Raw genomic sequence first — 20,277 nt, 5'->3', positions numbered from 1 at the left:
GTTAGTTTACCGTGTTTTACTGTTTGGTTAAACGCTTTAAATAACTGGTTTTTTATTACCTAAGTTAAGGCTTTATGTTGTTTGTTTTTAATACTGATGTAGCATAGGAAATATATATTACGCTTTACTAATATGTATGTTGACAAAGATTGCACAAACGTAAATACTATTACAAACTTTCAGTAATTACTGAAAGTTCATTAAATTTTAACTTTGCCAATAAAATGTTGCCCTGTTAATCCGTCACTCTCAAGGAGCCAATAATGATAGATGAAACCTTTGTGGATCTATCGCGATTACAGTTTGCTGTTACCGCTCTCTTTCATTTCTTATTCGTACCGTTAACGATAGGTATGACCTGGATTTTAGTTATTATGGAATCGGTTTATGTTATGACCGGTCGCGAAATTTATCGTGATATGACTAAGTTTTGGGGAAAATTGTTTGGTATTAACTTTGCAATTGGTGTGGCGACAGGCCTTACCATGGAGTTTGAGTTTGGTACTAACTGGTCTTATTACTCGCATTACGTGGGTGATGTTTTTGGGGCTCCCCTTGCTATTGAAGGTTTAATGGCATTCTTTTTAGAATCGACTTTTGTAGGTATGTTCTTTTTAGGCTGGGATAGACTCTCTAAACGCCAACATTTAGGTGCAACCTTTTTAATGGCCATTGGTACCAATATGTCGGCGCTGTGGATTTTAATTGCCAACGGCTGGATGCAAAACCCAGTAGGTGCTGAATTTAACTATCAAACCATGCGCATGGAAATGACAAGCTTTGCAGAGCTTGTATTTAACCCTGTAGCACAAGTTAAGTTTATTCATACTGTATCGGCAGGCTATGTAGCTGCATCTATGTTTGTACTGGGCATAAGCAGTTGGTACATATTAAAAGGCCGTGATTTAGCGTTTGCTAAACGCTCTTTTTCAGTCGCATCGGGCTTTGGTTTAGCGTCAATTTTATGTGTAATTTTACTCGGTGACGAATCAGGCTACGAGGTAGGTGAAGTTCAAAAAGTAAAACTTGCAACAATTGAAGCTGAGTGGCACACCGAAGAAGCTCCGGCTGCGTTTACCGCATTTGGTTTTCCTGATTCAGAAGAGCAAGTAACACATGCTGCGGTTAAAATACCTTATGCACTGGGATTAATTGCTACGCGTTCACTTGATGAGCAAGTAACCGGTATTATCGACCTAGAAAAACAACACGAAGTACGTATTCGCAACGGTATGATTGCTTATGAATACCTTACAAAGCTCAGAAACGGCGAAGATACACCAGAAAATATTGCCAAGTTTAATTCTATCAAAGACGATTTAGGCTATGGCTTGTTACTTAAGCGCTACACACCTGATGTTGTAGATGCTACCGAAGAGCACATTCAAAAAGCCGTTAAAGACTCATTCCCTAAAGTAGGCCCTATGTTCTGGTCATTTAGGATTATGGTTGCCTGTGGTGTAGCCATGCTGGGTGTATTTATATTGGCATTTTACTACAACGCACATCGCGTTATTGAGCAAAAGCGCTGGTTGTTATGGGCTGCAGTATTGAGCATTCCACTACCTTGGATAGCTATTGAATTTGGCTGGATAGTTGCTGAGTATGGCCGTCAACCTTGGGCTATATCTGAAATACTGCCGACCTTTTTAGCGACGTCGTCACTGACAGTAAACGATATTTTAATTAGCTTAACTGGGTTTATTGTTTTCTACACTGGTTTAGCCATAGTTGAAGGTTGGTTGATGATTCGCTTTGTTAAGCAAGGACCAAGCTCTCTACATACTGGTAAATACCATTTTGAATTACCAAACAAAGCTGAGCAAACTGAAGGAGAGCAATCATGATTTTTGATTATGAAACATTAAAAATGCTTTGGTGGTTGATCATTGGTGTGCTGCTTATTGGTTTTGCTATTACCGATGGTATGGATATGGGCGTTGCTATGTTGCTCCGCCTCGTTGGTAAAACAGATTCAGAGCGCCGCACAGTAATAAACACAATTGGCCCGCATTGGGATGGTAACCAAGTATGGTTTATAACTGCAGGCGGCGCGTTATTTGCGGCGTGGCCTATGGTTTATGCAGCTGCATTTTCGGGCTTTTACTTTGCCATGATGCTAGTACTCTTTGCTTTGTTTTTTAGACCACTTGGATTTGATTACCGCAGTAAAGTAGACTCAAAACGCTGGCGCAATAACTGGGATTGGGGCTTGCTTGCAGGCAGCGCGATTCCAGCATTAGTATTTGGTGTTGCGTTTGGTAATTTATTTTTAGGCGTACCGTTTAATATTGATAACCTTATGCGTGTAAGCTACCAAGGATCATTTTTTGGCTTGCTTAACCCATTTGGATTACTTGCAGGTTTAGTGAGTATTACCATGTTAGTTGCGCATGCGGGTATGTGGTTACAACTTAGAACAGCAAGTGTGGTCGCAGAGCGTTCGGGTCAATATGGTCGCTATTCTCTTATTGTGTTTATCGTGTTATTTGCTGCAGCTGGTTTTTGGGTGGCTAACTTAACGGGTTACCAAGTTGTATCTATGGCTGATACACAAAGTCATGCAGACCCTTTAGCTAAAGTAGTCACTACAGCGCAAGGTGCTTGGTTAAGTAATTACAGCACTCGTCCGTGGACAATGACCTTCCCTATTTTAGCCTTTGCAATGGCATTAAGTGCACTTGTGTTTTCAAAATTAAATAAACCTGCACTTGGACTTATTTCAACAAGCTTAATGTTAATTGGCGTAATTATGACGGCCGGTGTTTCTCTGTTCCCATTTATTATGCCATCGAGTAACAACCCTAATATTAGCTTAACAATTTGGGATGCGGTATCGAGCCATAAAACGCTCAATATAATGTTTGTTGCAGTGTGTATTTTTGTACCATTAATATTGTCCTACACCACTTGGTGTTACGTAAAAATGTGGCGCAGAGTAACGGTAGAAGAAATTGAAAACAACACTCATGGTAGCTACTAAGGAGACTAAACAATGTGGTATTTCGCTTGGATTTTAGGTGTACTTTTGGCCTGTACCTTAGGTGTAATAAATGTAATGTGGTACGAATTTCATCAAAATAAAAACAGCATTGCTGATGATGAACAAGCCATGCACGATTTATTAAATGATGCTAACAACACAAAAGATGACGACTAACCCCCGGCCAGATCGCGCGCAGCAGCAATCACTGCGCGCTTTTTTAAAGCGTCAAAGTAAACCCGCTGCAGTGTGGTTAAAGTTAAGCATTGCACTGGGTACTTTTAACGCATTACTGATGATTGCAGGTGCTTATTTACTGGCTCAAGCTATTCATAATGTAATGTTTGAAGGTAATAATTTAGCCCAAGTCACTCATTTATTATGGCCCTTAGCAGGCATTATTTTATTGCGCGCGGTGTTTTTAGCGTTAAGTGAGCGCTTAAGTGCATTTGCTGCGCTTAAAATAAAATCGGCTATGCGCCAAACACTTCTCCATAAGCTCAGCTTACTTGGGCCTAGTTATATAGAACAACACGGCCAAGGCGCTACATTAAATACCCTGCATAATGGCGTTGAAGCACTTCACGACTATTATGCTAAATACTTGCCAGGTGTTGCTTACAGCGCGCTTATTCCGCTGGCAATATTGGTAGTTATTTTTCCGACAGATTATAAAGCTGGGCTGATATTTTTATTAACCGCCCCACTTATTCCTTTTTTCATGATTTTAGTAGGCTCTAAAGCCGAAGCTTTAAACCAAAAACGCTGGAAGCAACTTGCTGTACTGGGCAATTACTTTTTTGACCGCGTGCAAGGTTTAACTCAGCTAAAACTATTTAATGCAACATGTACCGAGCTTAAACAAATAGCTAAAATTTCAGATGATTTTAGACACGCGACACTCGATGTTTTAAAAATCGCGTTTTTATCATCATTTGCACTTGAGTTTTTAGCCACTATTAGCGTGGCACTCGTTGCCGTAATTATTGGTTTTAGACTATTTTTTGGCACTCTTGATTTTGCCACTGGCTTTGTGGTGCTACTTTTAGCGCCTGAATTTTATTTACCACTGCGCCAACTAGGTAGTCATTACCATGCACGTTTACAAGGTATTAGTGCGGCGGCCGATATGGTTGCGATTTTAAATGCCCCACTGCCAAGTGACGAAAATGCGTCAGTAACTACCAGCGCACCTGAAAACAATTTAACTTTAAATACAATTAATTCAATAAGTATTACCGACCTTAATTTTATATACCCTGGTAGTAACGAAGGGATTAAAAATATAAATTTAACATTGCCAAATAAAGGCTTAATTGCAGTTGTGGGCAGTAGTGGCTCAGGTAAAAGTACGTTGTTTGATTGTCTATTAGGGTTTCACCCTGAGGTGATTAACAACCTATCTATTAATGATCAGAGTTTAAGTACAACCGATATTACTTACTTGCAAAATAATATTGCATGGATACCACAACAAGCGACGCTATTTTACGACACCATTGCTGCCAACATTAAATTGGCCAAACCCACTGCCACGCAGCAAGAGCTTGAACACGCGGCAAAACAAGCTGGTGTGCTTGAATTTATTAATACCCTACCCGATGGTTTTAACACCCAGATAGGTGAGCAAGGTGAAGGGCTTTCTGGCGGTCAAAAACAACGTATTGCACTGGCTCGCGCATTTATAAAAGAAGCACCAGTCTTAGTGCTTGATGAGCCAACTGCGCACCTTGATAGTCAAACAGAGCTGCTTATTCAAGATGCTATTAATGAATATGCTAAAAACAACTTAGTATTAGTTATTGCCCATAGATTAAATACCGTTAAACATGCCAGCAATATCATTATGATGCACGATGGAAAAATAGCTGAGCAAGGTCACTTTGAAACACTTGCAGCGCAAAATGGTGCATTTGCTGACTTACTAAAAACGGCTGAACAAGGGGTGGTGCATGTGTAATTTTATTCGTTTATTAAAACTTTGTGCTCCTCATTACAAAGCTATGCTATTGGGTACATTTTTAGCGACGATTACGGTATTAGCTAATGTGGGCCTGTTGGCTATATCTGGCTGGTTTTTAGCATCAATGGCCGCTGCTGGTATTGCGGGCGTACAAATGAATTATTTTACTCCTGCCGGCACGATTCGTTTTTTAGCTATTGTGCGAACAGCATCGCGCTATGGCGAACGCCTAGTTACTCATAACGCCACGTTTTTATTACTAAGTGAAATACGTACCAATGTATTTGCAACGTTAAGCAAGCTTAACAATGTTGATTTAGCAATGAGCCGCAGCGCTGATCTAGTTAACCGATTACAAAACGATGTAGACGCACTCGACAAATTTTATTTAAACGTTTTACTTCCTATGCTGGTCGCTCTTTTAAGTGTGCCAATCATCATGCTGTTTATGTCGGCCTATAATGGCAACGTCGCCCTTATTTGCTTTACTGGCATTATACTTATTGGTGTGGTTATACCTGCCCTACTCAGCATAAAGCTCACTAAAAACAGCCATAAAGAAACACAACTTAGTGCGCAACTTCGCTCTGAGCTTTCAGATACACTTACAGGCCTTAGAGAGCTTAGTATTTATCAAGCCCGTTCGCAGCAACTTAATAAGTGCGACGAATTAAGCGAGCAGTACAATCAGCAATTATTTATTCGCCACAAAGCACTGGCAAACTCAGATGGATTAAGCTTGTTGGTTGTTCAATTAGCCATGCTTGCTAACATAGTAACCATTGTGCCGCTGGTTTACGCAAGCAGTATGGTAAATGTAGAACTTGCTATGTTAAGTTTATTTGTACTGGCAAGCTTTGAAAGCGTATTACTACTACCCAACGCGTTTATAGAGCTTCCAAATGTTTTAAAAGCAGCAGAGCGATTGTTTACACTTGAAGATAAAGCAGCTAGTACGCAAATTGAAAGTAAACATGTAGACATTGATGAAAACTTTAGCGCGCAAAATCACAAGTTAGTACTTAACAATATTAGCTACCAATATGGTGAACAAACAGCGCTAACTAATATCAGTTTTGAACTAATGCCTCAACAAAAAGTAGCGATTGTAGGTAGAAGCGGCAGCGGTAAAACGACGCTTGTAAATTTACTTACTGGTTTATGGCCTTTGCAACAAGGCAGCATAACGCTAAACAATCAAAATAGCGTTGTTGACTTACATTCGTTAAATAATGATATACGCGCAAATGTTATAAATATACTCGCCCAGCAGCACCATATTTTTGATGGCACATTAAGTGAAAACTTACGTTATGCCGCGCCAAATGCAACTAAAGAGCAAATGATTGAAGCGCTCGCATTAGCTCAATTGAGCCCATGGTTTAATGAGCTAAAAGAAGGTTTAAAAACAAGATTAGGCACTGGCGGGCGTAACGTGTCGCAAGGTCAATCTAGGCGTATAGCCATTGCCCAAGCATTACTTAAAAACCCTACTATTTTAGTTCTTGATGAACCAACTGAGGGTCTTGATAATCAATCTAAGCAAGGGGTAATGCAAGCAATAATGCATGTTATGAATAACGCGAGCGTGCTGACAATTACGCACGATCCCGCTCTACTTGCTCAAATGGATAATGTTGTATGGTTAGAAGGCGGTAAAGTAGTCGCACAAGGCTCTCATAAAGAGCTCAGTAGCACTTATCCCGACTATATTGCGCTAACTACCCGGTTTTAAAACCGTTACTGATACATCAATAACGCCGACTTTAGGGTCGGCTATCTTTTTAAACATACTCTTTGATAAATCAATAATACGACCTCGCACATACGGGCCTCTATCGTTAATTCTTACCGTGACTGATTTATTATTAGCGAGGTTGGTAACAACGACCTTAGTGCCAAAGTCGAACTCTAAATGGGCTGCTGTGGCGGCTTGTTGGCTAAAGCGCTCTCCGTTGGCAGTTGTTCTCCCGTGATATTTGTCAGCATAAAAAGATGCTTTACCAACTTGAGTAACCTCTCCAGTAGATGATTTAACAATAGGTTGGCTACTACAAGCGGCTAAAGCTGAAGTAATAAAAAGAGTGACAACTAACTTAGGTAAACGCATAGGATGACTTTTATTATACAAATTAGATGCATACTAACTTGAGCTCGCTGAGTATTAACTGAATTAGGTCTAAACCGTGGGCAATAAAAAACCACCTTCGATTTATCATCTAGGGTGGTTTTTTTATGCTTAGAGCAAAACGCGCGAATTATCTTACAATGCCGCGCTCTGAGCTTTTAACAAAGTCGACCATCAATTTCACAGCAGGGTACTTTTCAGCATCTTCTGTGAGAGATTCAATCGCTTCTTCAGCACCTAAGCTTTTACGATAAAGCGCTTTATATGCACGTCGTACAGCCATAATTTCATCACTTTCGAAACCACGACGTTTCATGCCTTCTTTATTGATAGCGGCAGGACCTGCTGGCATACCAATGGTAGTAACAAAAGGTGGTACATCTTTGTTAACACCTGAATACATACCAATAAAGGCATGTGCACCAATTTTACAAAACTGATGAACTCCCGAATTACCACCTAAGATAACCCAGTCGCCTACATGTACATGGCCGGCCACACTTGCATTGTTAGCAAAAATTACGTTATCGCCAATTACCGCGTCATGTGCAACGTGTGTATAAGCCATAAATAAGTTATTACTACCAATTTTAGTAACGCCTTGGTCTTGAATTGTACCACGGTGAATAGTGGCACATTCACGGATAACATTGTTATCACCCATGACTAATGTGGTTGGCTCGTTGTTGTATTTTTTGTCTTGGCAGGCTTCGCCCACAGACGCAAACTGAAAAATATGATTGCCAGAGCCAATAGTTGATGGCCCTTTAACAACAACATGAGACTCAATAATACAGTTATCACCGATAACAACATCATTGCCAATATAACTATACGGACCAACTGAGACATTGTTACCTAGTTTAGCGCCAGGTTCGATTATTGCTGTAGAATGGATCACTATTAAAACTCTCTTCTCGCACACATAATTTCGGCACTACACACTACTTTGCCGTCGACTCTAGCTTCTGCTGCAAACTTCCAAATGTTGCGACGTTCTTTTAAAAACTCAACATGAAGGTGCATTGTATCACCTGGGATCACTGGCTGTTTAAAACGTGCGTTATCAACAGCAGCAAATAAATATAATTCGTTTTCACTACGATTTTCTACTGTTTTAAAACCTAATAAACCCGTGGCTTGCGCCATTGATTCTAATATTAGCACACCAGGAAAAATTGGCTGATTTGGGAAATGGCCAGTAAATATAGGTTCGTTTATAGAAACATTTTTAATAGCATGTAAAGATTTGCCAGGTGTAAAATCAATAACACGATCAATTAATAGCATCGGGTAACGGTGCGGTAATAAACTTAAAATTTCTTGAATATCAAGGCTATTTAATTCGTTTGCCAAAATAGCATCCTTATTAGTGTTCAACGTTATGACTTAGCCAATGCTTCCAGCGCTTTAAGACGAGATTTCATGTCTGAAAGGTTACGCAAGTGAGCTATTGATTTACGCCATTCTTTGTTTGTTGTATGGGGCATACCAGATGAGTAAATACCTGGTTCGGTGATTGATTTTGTCACCATACTCATGCCGGTAATTATAACACCATCACATACAGACATGTGACCATTAATTGCAACCATGCCACCAATTTGACAGTTTTTGCCAATGGTAACGCTTCCTGCAAGTACGGTGCAGCCCGCGATTGCGGTGCCTGAATTAACTTCAACGTTGTGCGCTATTTGACACTGATTATCGATAATAACATTGCTATGGATAATGGTATTGTCCAGTGCGCCACGATCAATTGTCGTGCTTGCACCAATTTCAACTTTGTTACCTATGATCACTGAACCAAGCTGAGGTATTTTTACCCATTGCCCGCGTTCGTTCGCATAGCCAAACCCATCACTACCTACAACACTATTTGCTTGAAACAAACAATCTGAACCAATTTCAACATCGTGATAAATAGTCACACTAGACCAAAGCTTAGTGCCAGAGCCTATTTTAACACGTTCTCCGATAAAACTGTTCGGACCAATTTGCGCATTGTCACCTATCACCGCATCAGCTTCAATGACTGCATTAGCCCCTATAGCGGCGCTGTCACTAACAATCGCTGTTGAATGAACCGTAGCACTTGGATGAATACCCGTCGAGGCTGAGCGTGGTGTTGTATCCATAAATTGCGCTAATTTTGCGTAACTTACATACGGATTCGCAACAATAATTTTGCTACCACTAAAGTACTGAGCATCGGCTTGGCTTACTATTACAGCGCTAGCTTGAGTAGTTTCAAGTTGCGAGCGATATTTTGAGTTCGCTAAAAATGCAATATGCCCAGAATGGGCATTTGCAAGTGTCGCTATTTTTTTTATTTCTAAAGCGCCATCACCCTGAAGTTCGGCGCCTAGAAGTTCCGCAATTTGCGAAAGCGTATAATTTTGCATAGAGTGATTATTTCTTACTAACTGCAGCTACAACTTTAGACGAAAGATCAGTTACTTCTTTAGGGTTAAAGTAAATTGTTGTGTCTTTTACTTTAACTTCGTCGAAGTCGCCGTCTTTAGCAATTTCTTCAATTGTTTTGATGATTACACCTTGAACTTTAGCAAGTTCTTGGTTTTGGCGCGCTTTGATTTCTTGCTCTAAAGGACGACCTTGTTCAGCAAGATTTTTTTGCATGCCTTGGATTTTATCACGTAGTGCATCTTTTTGAGCTTGGCTCATAGTTGTACTTTCGCGTTTAAATTTTTCAGCTTCAAAACGAATATCGCCTTGTAACTTTTCAAGCTCTTGACGACGTTCAGCAAACTCAGTTTGTAAAGACTGTTCAATTTTAGCCATTTGAGGAATTTGCTTGTAGATTTCCTGCATATCAACAATACCTACTTTGTGTGCAAATGCATTCACAGAAGTACCCATCATTAAAGTTGCTAAAACTGCTACAGCTGTTGATTTAAATAATTTTTTCACAAAAAACTCCTTTAGAAAGTGTTACTAATGTTAAAGCTGATGGTTTTCGTATCGTCATCTTCTTCTTTTTGCAATGGATACGCAAAACTGATCAGCATTGGACCCATTGGAGAGATCCATTGTAATGAAAGACCGGTTGAAACCCTAAAGCGCATTGGGTCTGAATAGTCATCTAATTTAGCACGTTCATCAACGCCTAAGTTTTGATAGCGGTCTACGTTAAACTCAGTATCCCATACGTTTGCAGCATCAACAAAGAAGCTAGTACGTACAGAGCTGGTATTCTCTTCATCTAAGAATGGCGTAGGAACAATTAGCTCCATACCTGCCACTGCTTTAGCATTACCACCAATACGGCCTTGTGGCACTAGAATATCAAATTCTGATGCGCCACCAATGCTACCGGTTGTAGTACCGTCTGCACCTGGCGTACCCGGAATAGACTGCGGTATACGCGATACAGCACGTGGTAATATTGTATTACGGTCAAAGCCACGAAGTTCCATTTCCGTTATACGGAAGTACTCTTGGAATGGAAGTGTTTGCTCATACCCGTTTGTAGAACCATAACCATTACCATAACCAAGCGCTGCACGCGTTGAGAATACCCAACGGTGGTCATTTGATATAGGCCAGTAAAAACGCGAATCGTAATTCAGTTTAAAGTACTGAAGATCTGAGTTAGGCGTTGTTGCTGTTAAGTTTAAAGTTTGACGCGAACCCGCTGTTGGGAATAAACCACGGTTAACTGTAATACGCGACCAACCAACACTCAGCTCATACTTAGTAAAGTCAAAGCCTGCATCTGGGTTGTCTGGATCTAAGAATGTCTCACGAAGTACACGCGTTTGCTCGTACTCTGCAATATCCGAAAGCTCTTCTTTAATCCAACGGGCGCCAAAGTTAACACGATTTACAGCATCAATTGGAAAACCAATATTTGTGCCTAAACCATAACTTTTTGATTTGTACTCAACAAGACTGAATTTACTTGCATCGTAGTTTCTGTAAAAGATGCTACTGCCTTGCGATACACCATCTGGCGTAAAGTATGGGTCTGTGTACGATAAGCTTAAGCTTTCAGAACCTGTAGACGTGTTAAGGTTTAAACCAATTTGGTTACCTGTGCCTAAAAAGTTAGATTCTGTTACACCAATATTAAACTGCAGACCTAAGTAAGAACCATAAGCAAGACCAGCATTAAAGCTACCCGCTGATTGCTCTTTTACAGTAAAATCTACATCTACTTGGTCATCCACACCTGGTACAGGCACTACGTTAAAATCAACAGTTTCCATGTAAGGCAAACGTTGAATTTGTAGTTTTGAACGCTCAAGGTTTTGATTAGATAACCAGGCGCCTTCAAGTTGTGTCATTTCACGGCGAAGTACTTCATCAGCTGTATTTTGGTTACCACCAACAATAATACGACGAACATATACACGCTTACCTGGATTAACCGATAGTGTTAGTTGTACTTCTTGCTTTTCGTCGTCAATTTCTGGAATTGTACGCACTTCAGCATTAGCGTAACCAAAACGTGCTAAGTAGCTTTTAATAAATTCTTCTGACGAAGTAACTACAGAACCGTTATAAAGCTCACCCGCTCTAAGTGGGATAACACTTTTAATTAAGTCTTCACGGCCAAGCAAGTCACCAATAAAGTCAAAGCCTTTAACGGTATATTTTACGCCTTCAGTTAAGTTAGCTGTAACGTAAACTGATTCACGTTCAGGGCTCACTGATACTTGCGTTGAATCGATATTAAAACGTAGGTAACCACGGTCTAAATAATAACTACGAATTTTTTCTAAATCGCCTTCAATGGTTTGCTTTTGGTAGCGATCGCTACCCATAAACTGCCACCAAGGTAAATCTTGCTGCGATTCAGCAAGTTTAAGAAGCTCTTCATTAGAAAAAAGTTCATTACCCACTAAGTTAATTTGTCGGATAGAAGCTGCATCACCTTCATCAAACTCTAATTTAAGTTTAACGCGGTTACGAGGCAATTTAGTAATACTGATATCTACTTTAGCGTTGTATTTACCAATACTGTGGAAAAACTCAACTAAGCCCTTTTCGATACTATCGATAACGGTTTTATCAAGTGGTTCACCTTGGCGAATATCTTGCTGATCAAGAGACTCATTAAGCTGCTCGTCTTTAATGTCTTTATTGCCTTCAAACTCAATGAAGCTGATGGTAGGACGTTCCGTTACTTTAAAAATAACGTTGTTGCCATCACGAAGGGCTTTTATGTTATCAAAGTGCCCAGAACGATAAAGTGACTTTATTGTTTTTGAAATCGTATAGTCATCAACATTATCGCCTACGTTAATAGGAATATGTGTTAGCGCTGCACCAAGTGCTACACGCTGCAAACCTTCAACTTTCAGGTCTTCAACAATAAAGGAGTTTTGGCCTAGGGCTGCAAAACTTGCACCCAATAAACTTGTTACTGCCAAATGTTTTTTTATAGCCATTTTATTATCTTTATCCTTTACAACTGTATTACCGCATAACACCCTACTAAAGTGGTGCTTTACAATCGTGTTCTAATTAGTAATTTGCCACGCTGTAAAACTACAAACGCGATACATCATTGAACAAAGCGAAACATGTTAGAAAAATGAGCAACAGGGCGCCCACTTTAAAACCAAACTCTTGTGTCTTTTCAGAGACCGGCTTTTTACGAAAAAGTTCAATTATGTAATACATTAAGTGTCCACCATCAAGCACTGGTAAGGGTAATAAATTAAATACACCCAAGTTAACGCTTATTAAGGCTAAAAAGCTTAAAAAGGCCACTAACCCATAGCTTACGCTAGTTCCAGCGCCTACTGCAATGCCCACAGGGCCACTTAAATTCTTAACCGAAACCTGGCCTGTAATTAAATTACCAATCATATCAAAACTGAGTGTAATTAAGCGCCACGTTTCTTTTGTGCCTCGCACGATACTATCGAGCGGACCGTAATGTCTAGTCTCTACATAACCATCAGGCCATTGCTGTACAACAGGAGCAACGCCTAAAAAGCCTTGCTCAATACCGTTATTATCAATGCGCCCTTTAGGGGTTACTGTAATGGCTTTTATAGTATCTTGTCTTTTTACACTAAATTGTAAAGATTTGTTAGCTGATTGCGTAATAAGATTAACTAATTGCTGCCAATTGCTTATTGTTTCACCGTTTACAGCCAAAATTGTGTCATTAACTTGTAAATTAGCGTGTTCTGCAGCTGAGTCTTTAGTTACGGCGGCAATTGTTAAAGTTGCTTGAGGTCTAAACGGTACAATACCTAACGAACTCAGTGGTGGTACGTCTTGCTGATCTAGTTTCCACCCCTCTAAATTAAGCGTTTTAACACGTGGTTGAAGGTTTTTATCGCGCACTATCACTTCAACGCTTTCTTCACCTAAATTAGACATAAGTGCAAACGTGGCATCTTGCCAGGTCGTTATATCATCATCACCAATTTTTATAATATGTTGAGAAGGCATAATGCCCGCTTGCTCTGCCCGGCTGCCCTCGGTAATACTACCTACCACAGGCTTTACCGACTGCACACCCACCATATACATTACAGCAAGAGCAAAAATGGCAAACAAAAAGTTGGCCATTGGACCCGCTGCAACTATGGCAATACGTGCTTGTACAGATTTAGCGTTAAACGATAAATGACGTTGGTTTGCCGGCACGTCATCAACACGCTCATCAAGCATTTTTACATAACCGCCTAATGGAATAGCCGCAATCACATATTCGGTATTATATTTATCGTGCCATTTTAATAGTGGCTTACCAAAGCCAATTGAAAAACGCAGCACTTTAACGCCCATTTTTCGTGCAACCCAAAAATGGCCATATTCATGTATGGCCACTAAAATACCAAGCGCTAAAATAAATGAGCCAAGATTCCAAAAAAAATCAAACATATTAATGCGCCACTTTTGTTATAAATTCTGAAGCGCTAATACGCGCTAATTTATCGCACTCTAAAATTTCATCTAAGCTTTGTACATTGGTATACGTTGCAGCTTCAAGCGTTTGTGCATTTATTTTGTATATATCAGTAAAACCAATTTTACCGTTTAAAAATGCACTTACTGCTATCTCATTTGCAGCATTAACCGTTGTGGTCGCGCCCTGCCCTGCACTACACGCATCAATCGCTAATTGTAAATTTGGATAGCGAGAAAAGTCAGGCTTGGTGAATGAGAAATCACATATATCAGAGAAGTTTAACGGTTTAACGCCTGCATTAATTCGCTCAGGGTATGCAAGTGCATGGGCAATTGGCGTACGCATATCAGGGTTACCCATTTGCGCTAAAATAGAACCGTCGTGGTATTGCACCATTGAGTGAATAATACTTTGTGGATGAATCACTACGTCTATATCACTGGTGTCGCAATTGAATAACCACTTAGCTTCAATAAACTCTAAGCCTTTATTCATCATAGTGGCCGAGTCTACTGATATTTTTTGACCCATCGACCAGTTAGGATGCGCCACGGCTTCACTTACAGTTACATCTTTTAGTGTGTTTATATCGCGCGTTAAAAACGGGCCACCAGAACCGGTAAGCAAAATTTTACTTACGCCATGTTGCTGTAAATTTTGATCGCCTTTGGCATTTTGTAACGAAGAAGGTAGGCATTGAAAAATAGCATTATGTTCGCTATCAATTGGCAGCAAGGTTGCTTTATGTTGTTTAACTTTATCAATAAACAACTGACCTGACATAACTAACGATTCTTTATTAGCAAGGAGTACTTTTTTACCTGCTTCTACTGCACTTAATGTTGGCAGTAAACCAGCTGCACCTACAATTGCCGACATCACGACATCAACATCTGGGTGAGCACATAAGTCGCACATTGCTTGCTCGCCGTGCATAACAAGCGTTTGGCATGGTGTATTAGCTAAATAAGCAGATAACTGCTCAGCGGCTTGCTGGGTAGCCATAATCGCATAAAGTGGTTCGTGTTCAATACACAGCTCAGCCATTTTTTTTGCGTTTTGCCCTGCAGCTAAAACAAAAACATCAAATAACTCTTTATTGCGCGATACAACATCTAGTGTACTTAAACCAATTGAACCTGTTGCGCCTAAAATAACCAGCAATTGCTTTTGGCTCATAAACTAAGAGTCCACGCATAGCACATTACAAACATTGGAGCTGCAGCCGTTAAGCTGTCAATGCGATCTAAAATACCGCCGTGCCCAGGTAAACAACGGCCGCTATCTTTTAAACCAGCTTCACGTTTAAACATGCTTTCAAGTAAATCACCTACCGCAGAGAACAATGCAATAAATGCAGTCATTATCGCGTAGATAGGCCAAACACCTAAATCAACATCGGTAAAGTGACAAAATGCTAAAACAAAAATGATAGAAGCGACTACACCGCCTGCTAACCCTTCAATTGTTTTATTAGGGCTCACTTTTGGCATAAGTTTATGCTTACCAAAGCTCTTACCTGAAAAATAAGCACCAACGTCTGCACTCCACACAATACCCAATACGACTAAAATAAGTACAGAGCCAAAATGTGTTGATTCAGCATATTGCGCACTGCGCAGCGTATTTAGTGCAAGCCATAACGGCACAAGTGTTAATAAACCTGCAATGCCGCGCATTACTAGACCTTCATTCCACGCTTTAGCCATCTCTGGATAGCGCCAAATTAAATAACTAGCAACAATCCACCAAGCAAACGAAAGCGTAAATAAGTAATTCGCATCACCTACTAGCTTGCCACTTTCCCATAGTGATTCAATAGGCCAATGTAAATTAAGCAGGCCAAGTAAGGCTGCAATCAATACAACAAAAGCACCACGTTTGAGCTTATCGCATAAACCCATAAACGCAGACCATTCCCATGCGCCTAATAATACTATTGCACCGGCAAAGTAACTAAATAACGTAAGCGGTGTATAAAAAACCAAAGCTAATGCCGATGGTGCAAGCACAAGTGAGGTTAAAATTCGTTGTTTTAACAAAATGTGACCCTTATTCTATTTAGGTTTGAGCGAGTAATTGTTTTATTTGTTCGCCCGTACAACCAAAACGTCGCTCTCTGGCAACGTAACACGCTATAGCCTCAGCAAATGCTGCTTCATTAAAATCAGGCCAAAGTGTTTCGGTAAAGTAAAGTTCTGCATAAGCAACTTGCCATAGTAAAAAATTACTAATACGAACATCGCCACCAGTGCGAATAAGTAAATCAGGTTCTGCCTGATCTGCCATGCTCATATGCTGTGCTAAGCGCTCTTCTGTAATATCTTCTGCGTTGAGTGTGCCTTGCGCAACTTGCAAAGCAAGTTGTTTAGCCGCGTTAGCCATATCCCAACGACCACCGTAATTAGCTGCAACATTTAAGCGCAATCCGGTATTATTTTCAGTCAGCTTATGCGCAGCGTCTACCTTGCTACGTAATCCTTCAGAAAATCGTGATAAGTCTCCAATAATGGTCAGTTTTACATTGTTTTTATGAAGCTTTTTAACTTCCTTTGTTAAAACAAATAAGAAAAGCTCCATTAAAGTGTTTACTTCGTCTTCAGGGCGGCGCCAGTTTTCACTACTAAAAGCAAATAAGGTTAGCGATTGTATCCCTAATTTAGTACAAAACTGAACAGATTGACGAACTGCGTCTACGCCTTTTTTATGCCCGTACACACGAGGTCTATTTCTAGCTTGTGCCCAACGTCCGTTCCCATCCATGATGATAGCAACATGTTTGGGTAAACATTGCTGTGAAATTGTGTCAGCATCTAGAACCATAAATATCGAGTATTCCATAAAAAAACGCCGCCTAGTATACCCTAGACGGCGTTTCAAAACTAATAATTTTAATAGGTCCTGTCGACCTTTCAGGATTGTAATTTATTCAATCTAGGCAGAACCCTTTGGGCAGCGCGTTTTTAGATTTTATGCATTGCTATCGCCTAATAATGAGTAATAACCACACTACGTAGGCTCTGCCTTGCCTTAAAGCCAAACACACTACTGCAAATTTAACCTCAAAAGATAAACAGGGACTTACTTAGATTTCCATTAACTCTGCTTCTTTAGCAGCTAATAGAGTATCCATTTCTTTGATAAACTTATCTGTAAGTTTTTGAATCGCATCATCTGATTGACGCGCTTCATCTTCAGATATTTCTTTATCTTTTAATAAACCTTTTACATCGCCATTAGCATCACGACGAATGTTACGAATAGCAACACGACCGCCTTCAACTTCGCCACGTACAATTTTGATTAGGTCTTTACGACGCTCTTCTGTAAGTGGAGGAAGAGGTACACGAATAACAGTACCTGCCGACATAGGGTTTAAACCTAAGTCAGACGCCATAATTGCTTTTTCAACAGCTTGCGCTAAAGACTTATCAAATACACCAATAGCAAGTGTACGAGAATCTTCAATTGTTACGTTAGCAACTTGGTTTAAAGGCGTTGGTGCACCGTAGTACGACACCATAATGCCATCTAGGATTGCAGGATGTGCACGGCCAGTACGAATTTTAGATAATTGGCTACCTAGTGCAGTTACACTTTTTTGCATGCGCGCTTGCGCGTCTTTTTGAATATCGTTAATCACGGTTTAATCCTAATTATTTGATTATTTCATCTGAGGCTTGTGAAGAAATAAGTGTTCCTTCTTCTTCACCCATAATTACGCGTTTTAGCGCGCCTGATTTATTCATATTAAATACGCTCAATGGCATATTGTGATCGCGGGCTAGAGTAAATGCCGCTAAATCCATAACTTTTAATTCTTTTTCAATGATTTCATTGTAGCTTAAGTGGCTGTAAAGCGTCGCTTCTGGGTTTTTAACAGGATCATCACTGTACACGCCATCCACTTTAGTCGCTTTAATTACTGTATCCGCTTCAATTTCGATACCGCGTAAACACGCTGCAGAATCGGTAGTAAAAAATGGGTTACCGGTGCCTGCTGCAAAAATAACAACGCGGCCAGTTTTCAATAAACTAATTGCTTCAGCCCAGTTATAAGCGTCACATACACCATTTAGCGGAATAGCCGACATTAAGCGACAGTTTACAAATGCACGGTGTAGCGCATCACGCATTGCAAGGCCATTCATAACCGTTGCAAGCATACCCATGTGGTCGCCTACTACGCGGTTCATACCTGCTTCTGCAAGTGAACCACCGCGTAAAAAGTTACCTCCACCAATAACTAAACCCACTTCTACGTCAAGCTCTACTAGCTCTTTAATTTCTTGTGCCATACGGTCTAAAACTTTAGGGTCGATGCCGAAGCCTTCGTCTCCCATTAAAGCTTCACCACTTAATTTGAGAAGAACACGTCTGAAAATAGGTTTGCGATTGATAGTCATAGTATAGGGGCCAACTTTTATTGAATTATGGATAAAAAATAACCGCGCTTATGTTAAACATAAAAGCGCGGTTATTTTAAAGAATTTCTAGCTGTGAAGCAAAACCAAATAGTACTTTAATTGCATCTAATTTCCTTTTGCATCACAAATAGTTAATCTTACTGACCTTTAGCAGCTGCAATTTGAGCAGCAACTTCAGCAGCAAAATCTTCTTCTTTCTTCTCGATACCTTCACCAACTTCTACACGTACAAAGCCAGTAACTGTTGCGTTTTTCTCTTTAAGAATATCGCCAACAGATTTTTTAGGTTCCATGATGAAAGCTTGACCAGTAAGAGAAACCTCACCAGTGAATTTTTTCATGCGACCAACAACCATCTTCTCAGCGATTTCAGCAGGCTTGCCTTCATTCATCGCGATTTCGATTTGTACTTGCTTTTCTTTTTCTACAACGTCAGCTGGTACGTCAGAAGGAGTTAAGTACTCTGGACGTGAAGCAGCAACGTGCATTGCAACGTGCTTAAGTGTTTCTTCATCAGCAACACCTGCAACAACAACACCGATACGGTCGCCATGACGGTACTCAACTAGGTTTTCACCAGCGATGTACTGCAGACGACGTACGTTGATGTTTTCGCCAATTTTAGTTACTAGCTCAACACGGTCTTCTTCAAACTTAGCTTGTAAGTCTTCGATAGTAAGAGTGTCAGCAATTGCAGCTTCAGCAACTTTATCAGCAAATGCTAAAAAGCTTACGTCTTTTGCAACGAAGTCTGTTTGACAGTTAACTTCTACTAGTACTGCAACACCAGCGTTTTGCTTGATGATGATAGTACCTTCAGCAGCAATGTTACCTGCTTTTTTAGCAGCTTTAGCAGCGCCACTTTTACGCATGTTTTCAATCGCTAACTCGATGTCGCCATCAGTCTCAGTTAACGCTTTTTTACAATCCATCATGCCAGCGCCTGTGCGCTCGCGTAATTCTTTAACTAGGGCAGTAGTTACAGCCATTAGTAAATCCTCAAATCTGAAATCTGGTTTAGATAAGCGGGTTACCCGCTCTACAAGAATAACAAGTCTTCACCTTAAAAAGATGAAGACTTGATGATAGCTAATTACTCAGCTTCAACGAAATCGTCTTTCTCAGATTGAGCAACGATGTTATTCTCGCGACCTTCAGTGATAGCAGCTGCAACAGCGCTAGTGTAAAGGCTTACAGCACGGATAGCATCATCGTTACCAGGAACGATGTAATCAACGCCGTCTGGGTTAGAGTTAGTATCAACGATTGCAACAACAGGGATACCTAGGTTGTTTGCTTCACGGATAGCAATGTGCTCGTGGTCAGCATCGATAACGAAAAGCGCGTCTGGAAGACCGCCCATGTTTTTGATACCACCAAGGCTCTTTTCAAGCTTTTCCATTTCGCGGTTAAGCATTAACGTTTCTTTCTTAGTTAATTTCTCGAAAGTACCGTCTTGGCTTTGTACTTCAAGGTCTTTAAGACGCTTGATTGATTGACGTACAGTTTTCCAGTTAGTCAACATACCACCTAACCAACGGTGATTTACGAAGAACTGATCGCTTTCTAAAGCAGCTGCTTTAACTGCGTCGCTTGCTGCGCGCTTAGTACCAACGAAAAGAACTTTACCTTTGTTAGCTGCAGCACTTGATAAAAACTTAAGTGCGTCGTTGAACATTGGTACAGTTTGCTCAAGGTTGATGATATGTACACGGTTACGTGTGCCGAAGATGAAAGGCTTCATCTTAGGGTTCCAGTAACGTGCTTGGTGACCAAAGTGAACACCAGCTTGAAGCATATCGCGCATTGAAACGTTTGCCATTTTATAGATCCTCTATAGTTGTTTAGGGTTAGGCCTCCACATATCCCATAGCACCAACA

The 20,277-nt window shown here is 40.4% G+C and carries 19 protein-coding genes; 5 read left to right on the top strand and 14 right to left on the bottom strand.

The window, feature by feature from the left end; genetic code table 11:
* Positions 1–263 precede the first annotated feature (263 nt).
* Genes H5092_RS14725 through cydC form a run of 5 tightly spaced genes read left to right on the top strand, consistent with a single transcriptional unit; the run spans position 264 to position 6,681 of the window.
* Positions 264–1,847: a cytochrome ubiquinol oxidase subunit I gene (locus tag H5092_RS14725; protein WP_182733799.1), complete on the top strand. Its 1,584-nt coding sequence runs from the start codon at positions 264–266 to the stop codon at positions 1,845–1,847.
* A complete protein-coding gene (gene cydB / locus H5092_RS14720) occupies positions 1,844–2,983 on the top strand; it encodes a cytochrome d ubiquinol oxidase subunit II (RefSeq protein ID WP_002958302.1) in 1,140 nt (379 codons plus the stop codon). Before H5092_RS14725 ends, cydB begins: the two co-directional genes overlap by 4 nt.
* A 12-nt stretch (positions 2,984–2,995) precedes the next feature.
* The gene (gene cydX / locus H5092_RS14715; protein WP_002958303.1) at positions 2,996–3,160 is read left to right on the top strand and encodes a cytochrome bd-I oxidase subunit CydX; all 165 of its coding nucleotides are present in this window, start codon (positions 2,996–2,998) and stop codon (positions 3,158–3,160) included.
* A complete protein-coding gene (cydD, locus tag H5092_RS14710; RefSeq protein WP_182712641.1) occupies positions 3,150–4,943 on the top strand; it encodes a thiol reductant ABC exporter subunit CydD in 1,794 nt (597 codons plus the stop codon). The genes cydX and cydD overlap by 11 nt, the downstream gene beginning before the upstream one ends.
* On the top strand, positions 4,936–6,681 hold the full coding sequence (cydC, locus tag H5092_RS14705) for a thiol reductant ABC exporter subunit CydC (RefSeq protein WP_182733798.1): 1,746 nt from the start codon (positions 4,936–4,938) through the stop codon (positions 6,679–6,681). The genes cydD and cydC overlap by 8 nt, the downstream gene beginning before the upstream one ends.
* On the opposite strand, the gene H5092_RS14700 is transcribed toward cydC, so the two are convergent.
* The 14 genes from H5092_RS14700 to rpsB form a co-directional block, all read right to left on the bottom strand.
* A complete protein-coding gene (locus tag H5092_RS14700; RefSeq protein ID WP_149602336.1) occupies positions 6,664–7,056 on the bottom strand; it encodes a septal ring lytic transglycosylase RlpA family protein in 393 nt (130 codons plus the stop codon). The two genes, cydC and H5092_RS14700, sit on opposite strands and share 18 nt — an antisense overlap.
* 148 nt (positions 7,057–7,204) lie before the next feature.
* Positions 7,205–7,975, bottom strand: coding sequence for an acyl-ACP--UDP-N-acetylglucosamine O-acyltransferase (gene lpxA / locus H5092_RS14695; RefSeq protein WP_182733797.1), 771 nt, complete (start codon positions 7,973–7,975; stop codon positions 7,205–7,207).
* Positions 7,976–7,977: 2 nt separating this feature from the next.
* A complete protein-coding gene (gene fabZ / locus H5092_RS14690) occupies positions 7,978–8,430 on the bottom strand; it encodes a 3-hydroxyacyl-ACP dehydratase FabZ (protein ID WP_002958310.1) in 453 nt (150 codons plus the stop codon).
* Between the two features lie 26 nt (positions 8,431–8,456).
* Complete coding sequence (gene lpxD, locus H5092_RS14685; RefSeq protein WP_182712633.1) at positions 8,457–9,479, bottom strand: UDP-3-O-(3-hydroxymyristoyl)glucosamine N-acyltransferase; 1,023 nt, start codon at positions 9,477–9,479, stop codon at positions 8,457–8,459.
* A gap of 7 nt (positions 9,480–9,486) precedes the next feature.
* Positions 9,487–10,005: an OmpH family outer membrane protein gene (locus H5092_RS14680; protein WP_002958312.1), complete on the bottom strand. Its 519-nt coding sequence runs from the start codon at positions 10,003–10,005 to the stop codon at positions 9,487–9,489.
* Positions 10,006–10,016: 11 nt separating this feature from the next.
* Positions 10,017–12,488 (bottom strand): outer membrane protein assembly factor BamA, encoded by a 2,472-nt coding sequence (gene bamA / locus H5092_RS14675; RefSeq protein ID WP_024596248.1) that lies wholly within the window; start codon positions 12,486–12,488, stop codon positions 10,017–10,019.
* 100 nt (positions 12,489–12,588) lie between these two features.
* Entirely contained in the window at positions 12,589–13,941 is a 1,353-nt protein-coding gene (rseP, locus tag H5092_RS14670; protein ID WP_002958314.1) for a sigma E protease regulator RseP, read from the bottom strand.
* Between the two features lies 1 nt (position 13,942).
* On the bottom strand, positions 13,943–15,148 hold the full coding sequence (gene ispC / locus H5092_RS14665; RefSeq protein WP_182682332.1) for a 1-deoxy-D-xylulose-5-phosphate reductoisomerase: 1,206 nt from the start codon (positions 15,146–15,148) through the stop codon (positions 13,943–13,945).
* Positions 15,145–16,011: a phosphatidate cytidylyltransferase gene (locus H5092_RS14660; protein WP_024596496.1), complete on the bottom strand. Its 867-nt coding sequence runs from the start codon at positions 16,009–16,011 to the stop codon at positions 15,145–15,147. Before H5092_RS14660 ends, ispC begins: the two co-directional genes overlap by 4 nt.
* Before the next feature lie 19 nt (positions 16,012–16,030).
* Complete coding sequence (locus H5092_RS14655) at positions 16,031–16,810, bottom strand: isoprenyl transferase (RefSeq protein ID WP_024596497.1); 780 nt, start codon at positions 16,808–16,810, stop codon at positions 16,031–16,033.
* Positions 16,811–17,054: 244 nt separating this feature from the next.
* Positions 17,055–17,576, bottom strand: a complete 522-nt coding sequence (gene frr, locus H5092_RS14650; RefSeq protein WP_206013162.1) for a ribosome recycling factor — start codon at positions 17,574–17,576, stop codon at positions 17,055–17,057.
* Positions 17,577–17,625: 49 nt separating this feature from the next.
* Complete coding sequence (pyrH, locus tag H5092_RS14645) at positions 17,626–18,375, bottom strand: UMP kinase (protein WP_024596498.1); 750 nt, start codon at positions 18,373–18,375, stop codon at positions 17,626–17,628.
* 158 nt (positions 18,376–18,533) lie between these two features.
* Positions 18,534–19,385: a translation elongation factor Ts gene (gene tsf, locus H5092_RS14640; RefSeq protein WP_002958320.1), complete on the bottom strand. Its 852-nt coding sequence runs from the start codon at positions 19,383–19,385 to the stop codon at positions 18,534–18,536.
* Positions 19,386–19,489: 104 nt separating this feature from the next.
* The gene (gene rpsB, locus H5092_RS14635; protein WP_182733796.1) at positions 19,490–20,218 is read right to left on the bottom strand and encodes a 30S ribosomal protein S2; all 729 of its coding nucleotides are present in this window, start codon (positions 20,216–20,218) and stop codon (positions 19,490–19,492) included.
* Between the last annotated feature and the right edge of the window lie 59 nt (positions 20,219–20,277).

The organism is Pseudoalteromonas sp. SR41-7, from assembly GCF_014163935.1.
GTDB classification, from domain to species: domain Bacteria; phylum Pseudomonadota; class Gammaproteobacteria; order Enterobacterales; family Alteromonadaceae; genus Pseudoalteromonas; species Pseudoalteromonas distincta.
This window is presented reverse-complemented; position numbering and strand designations above follow the sequence as displayed.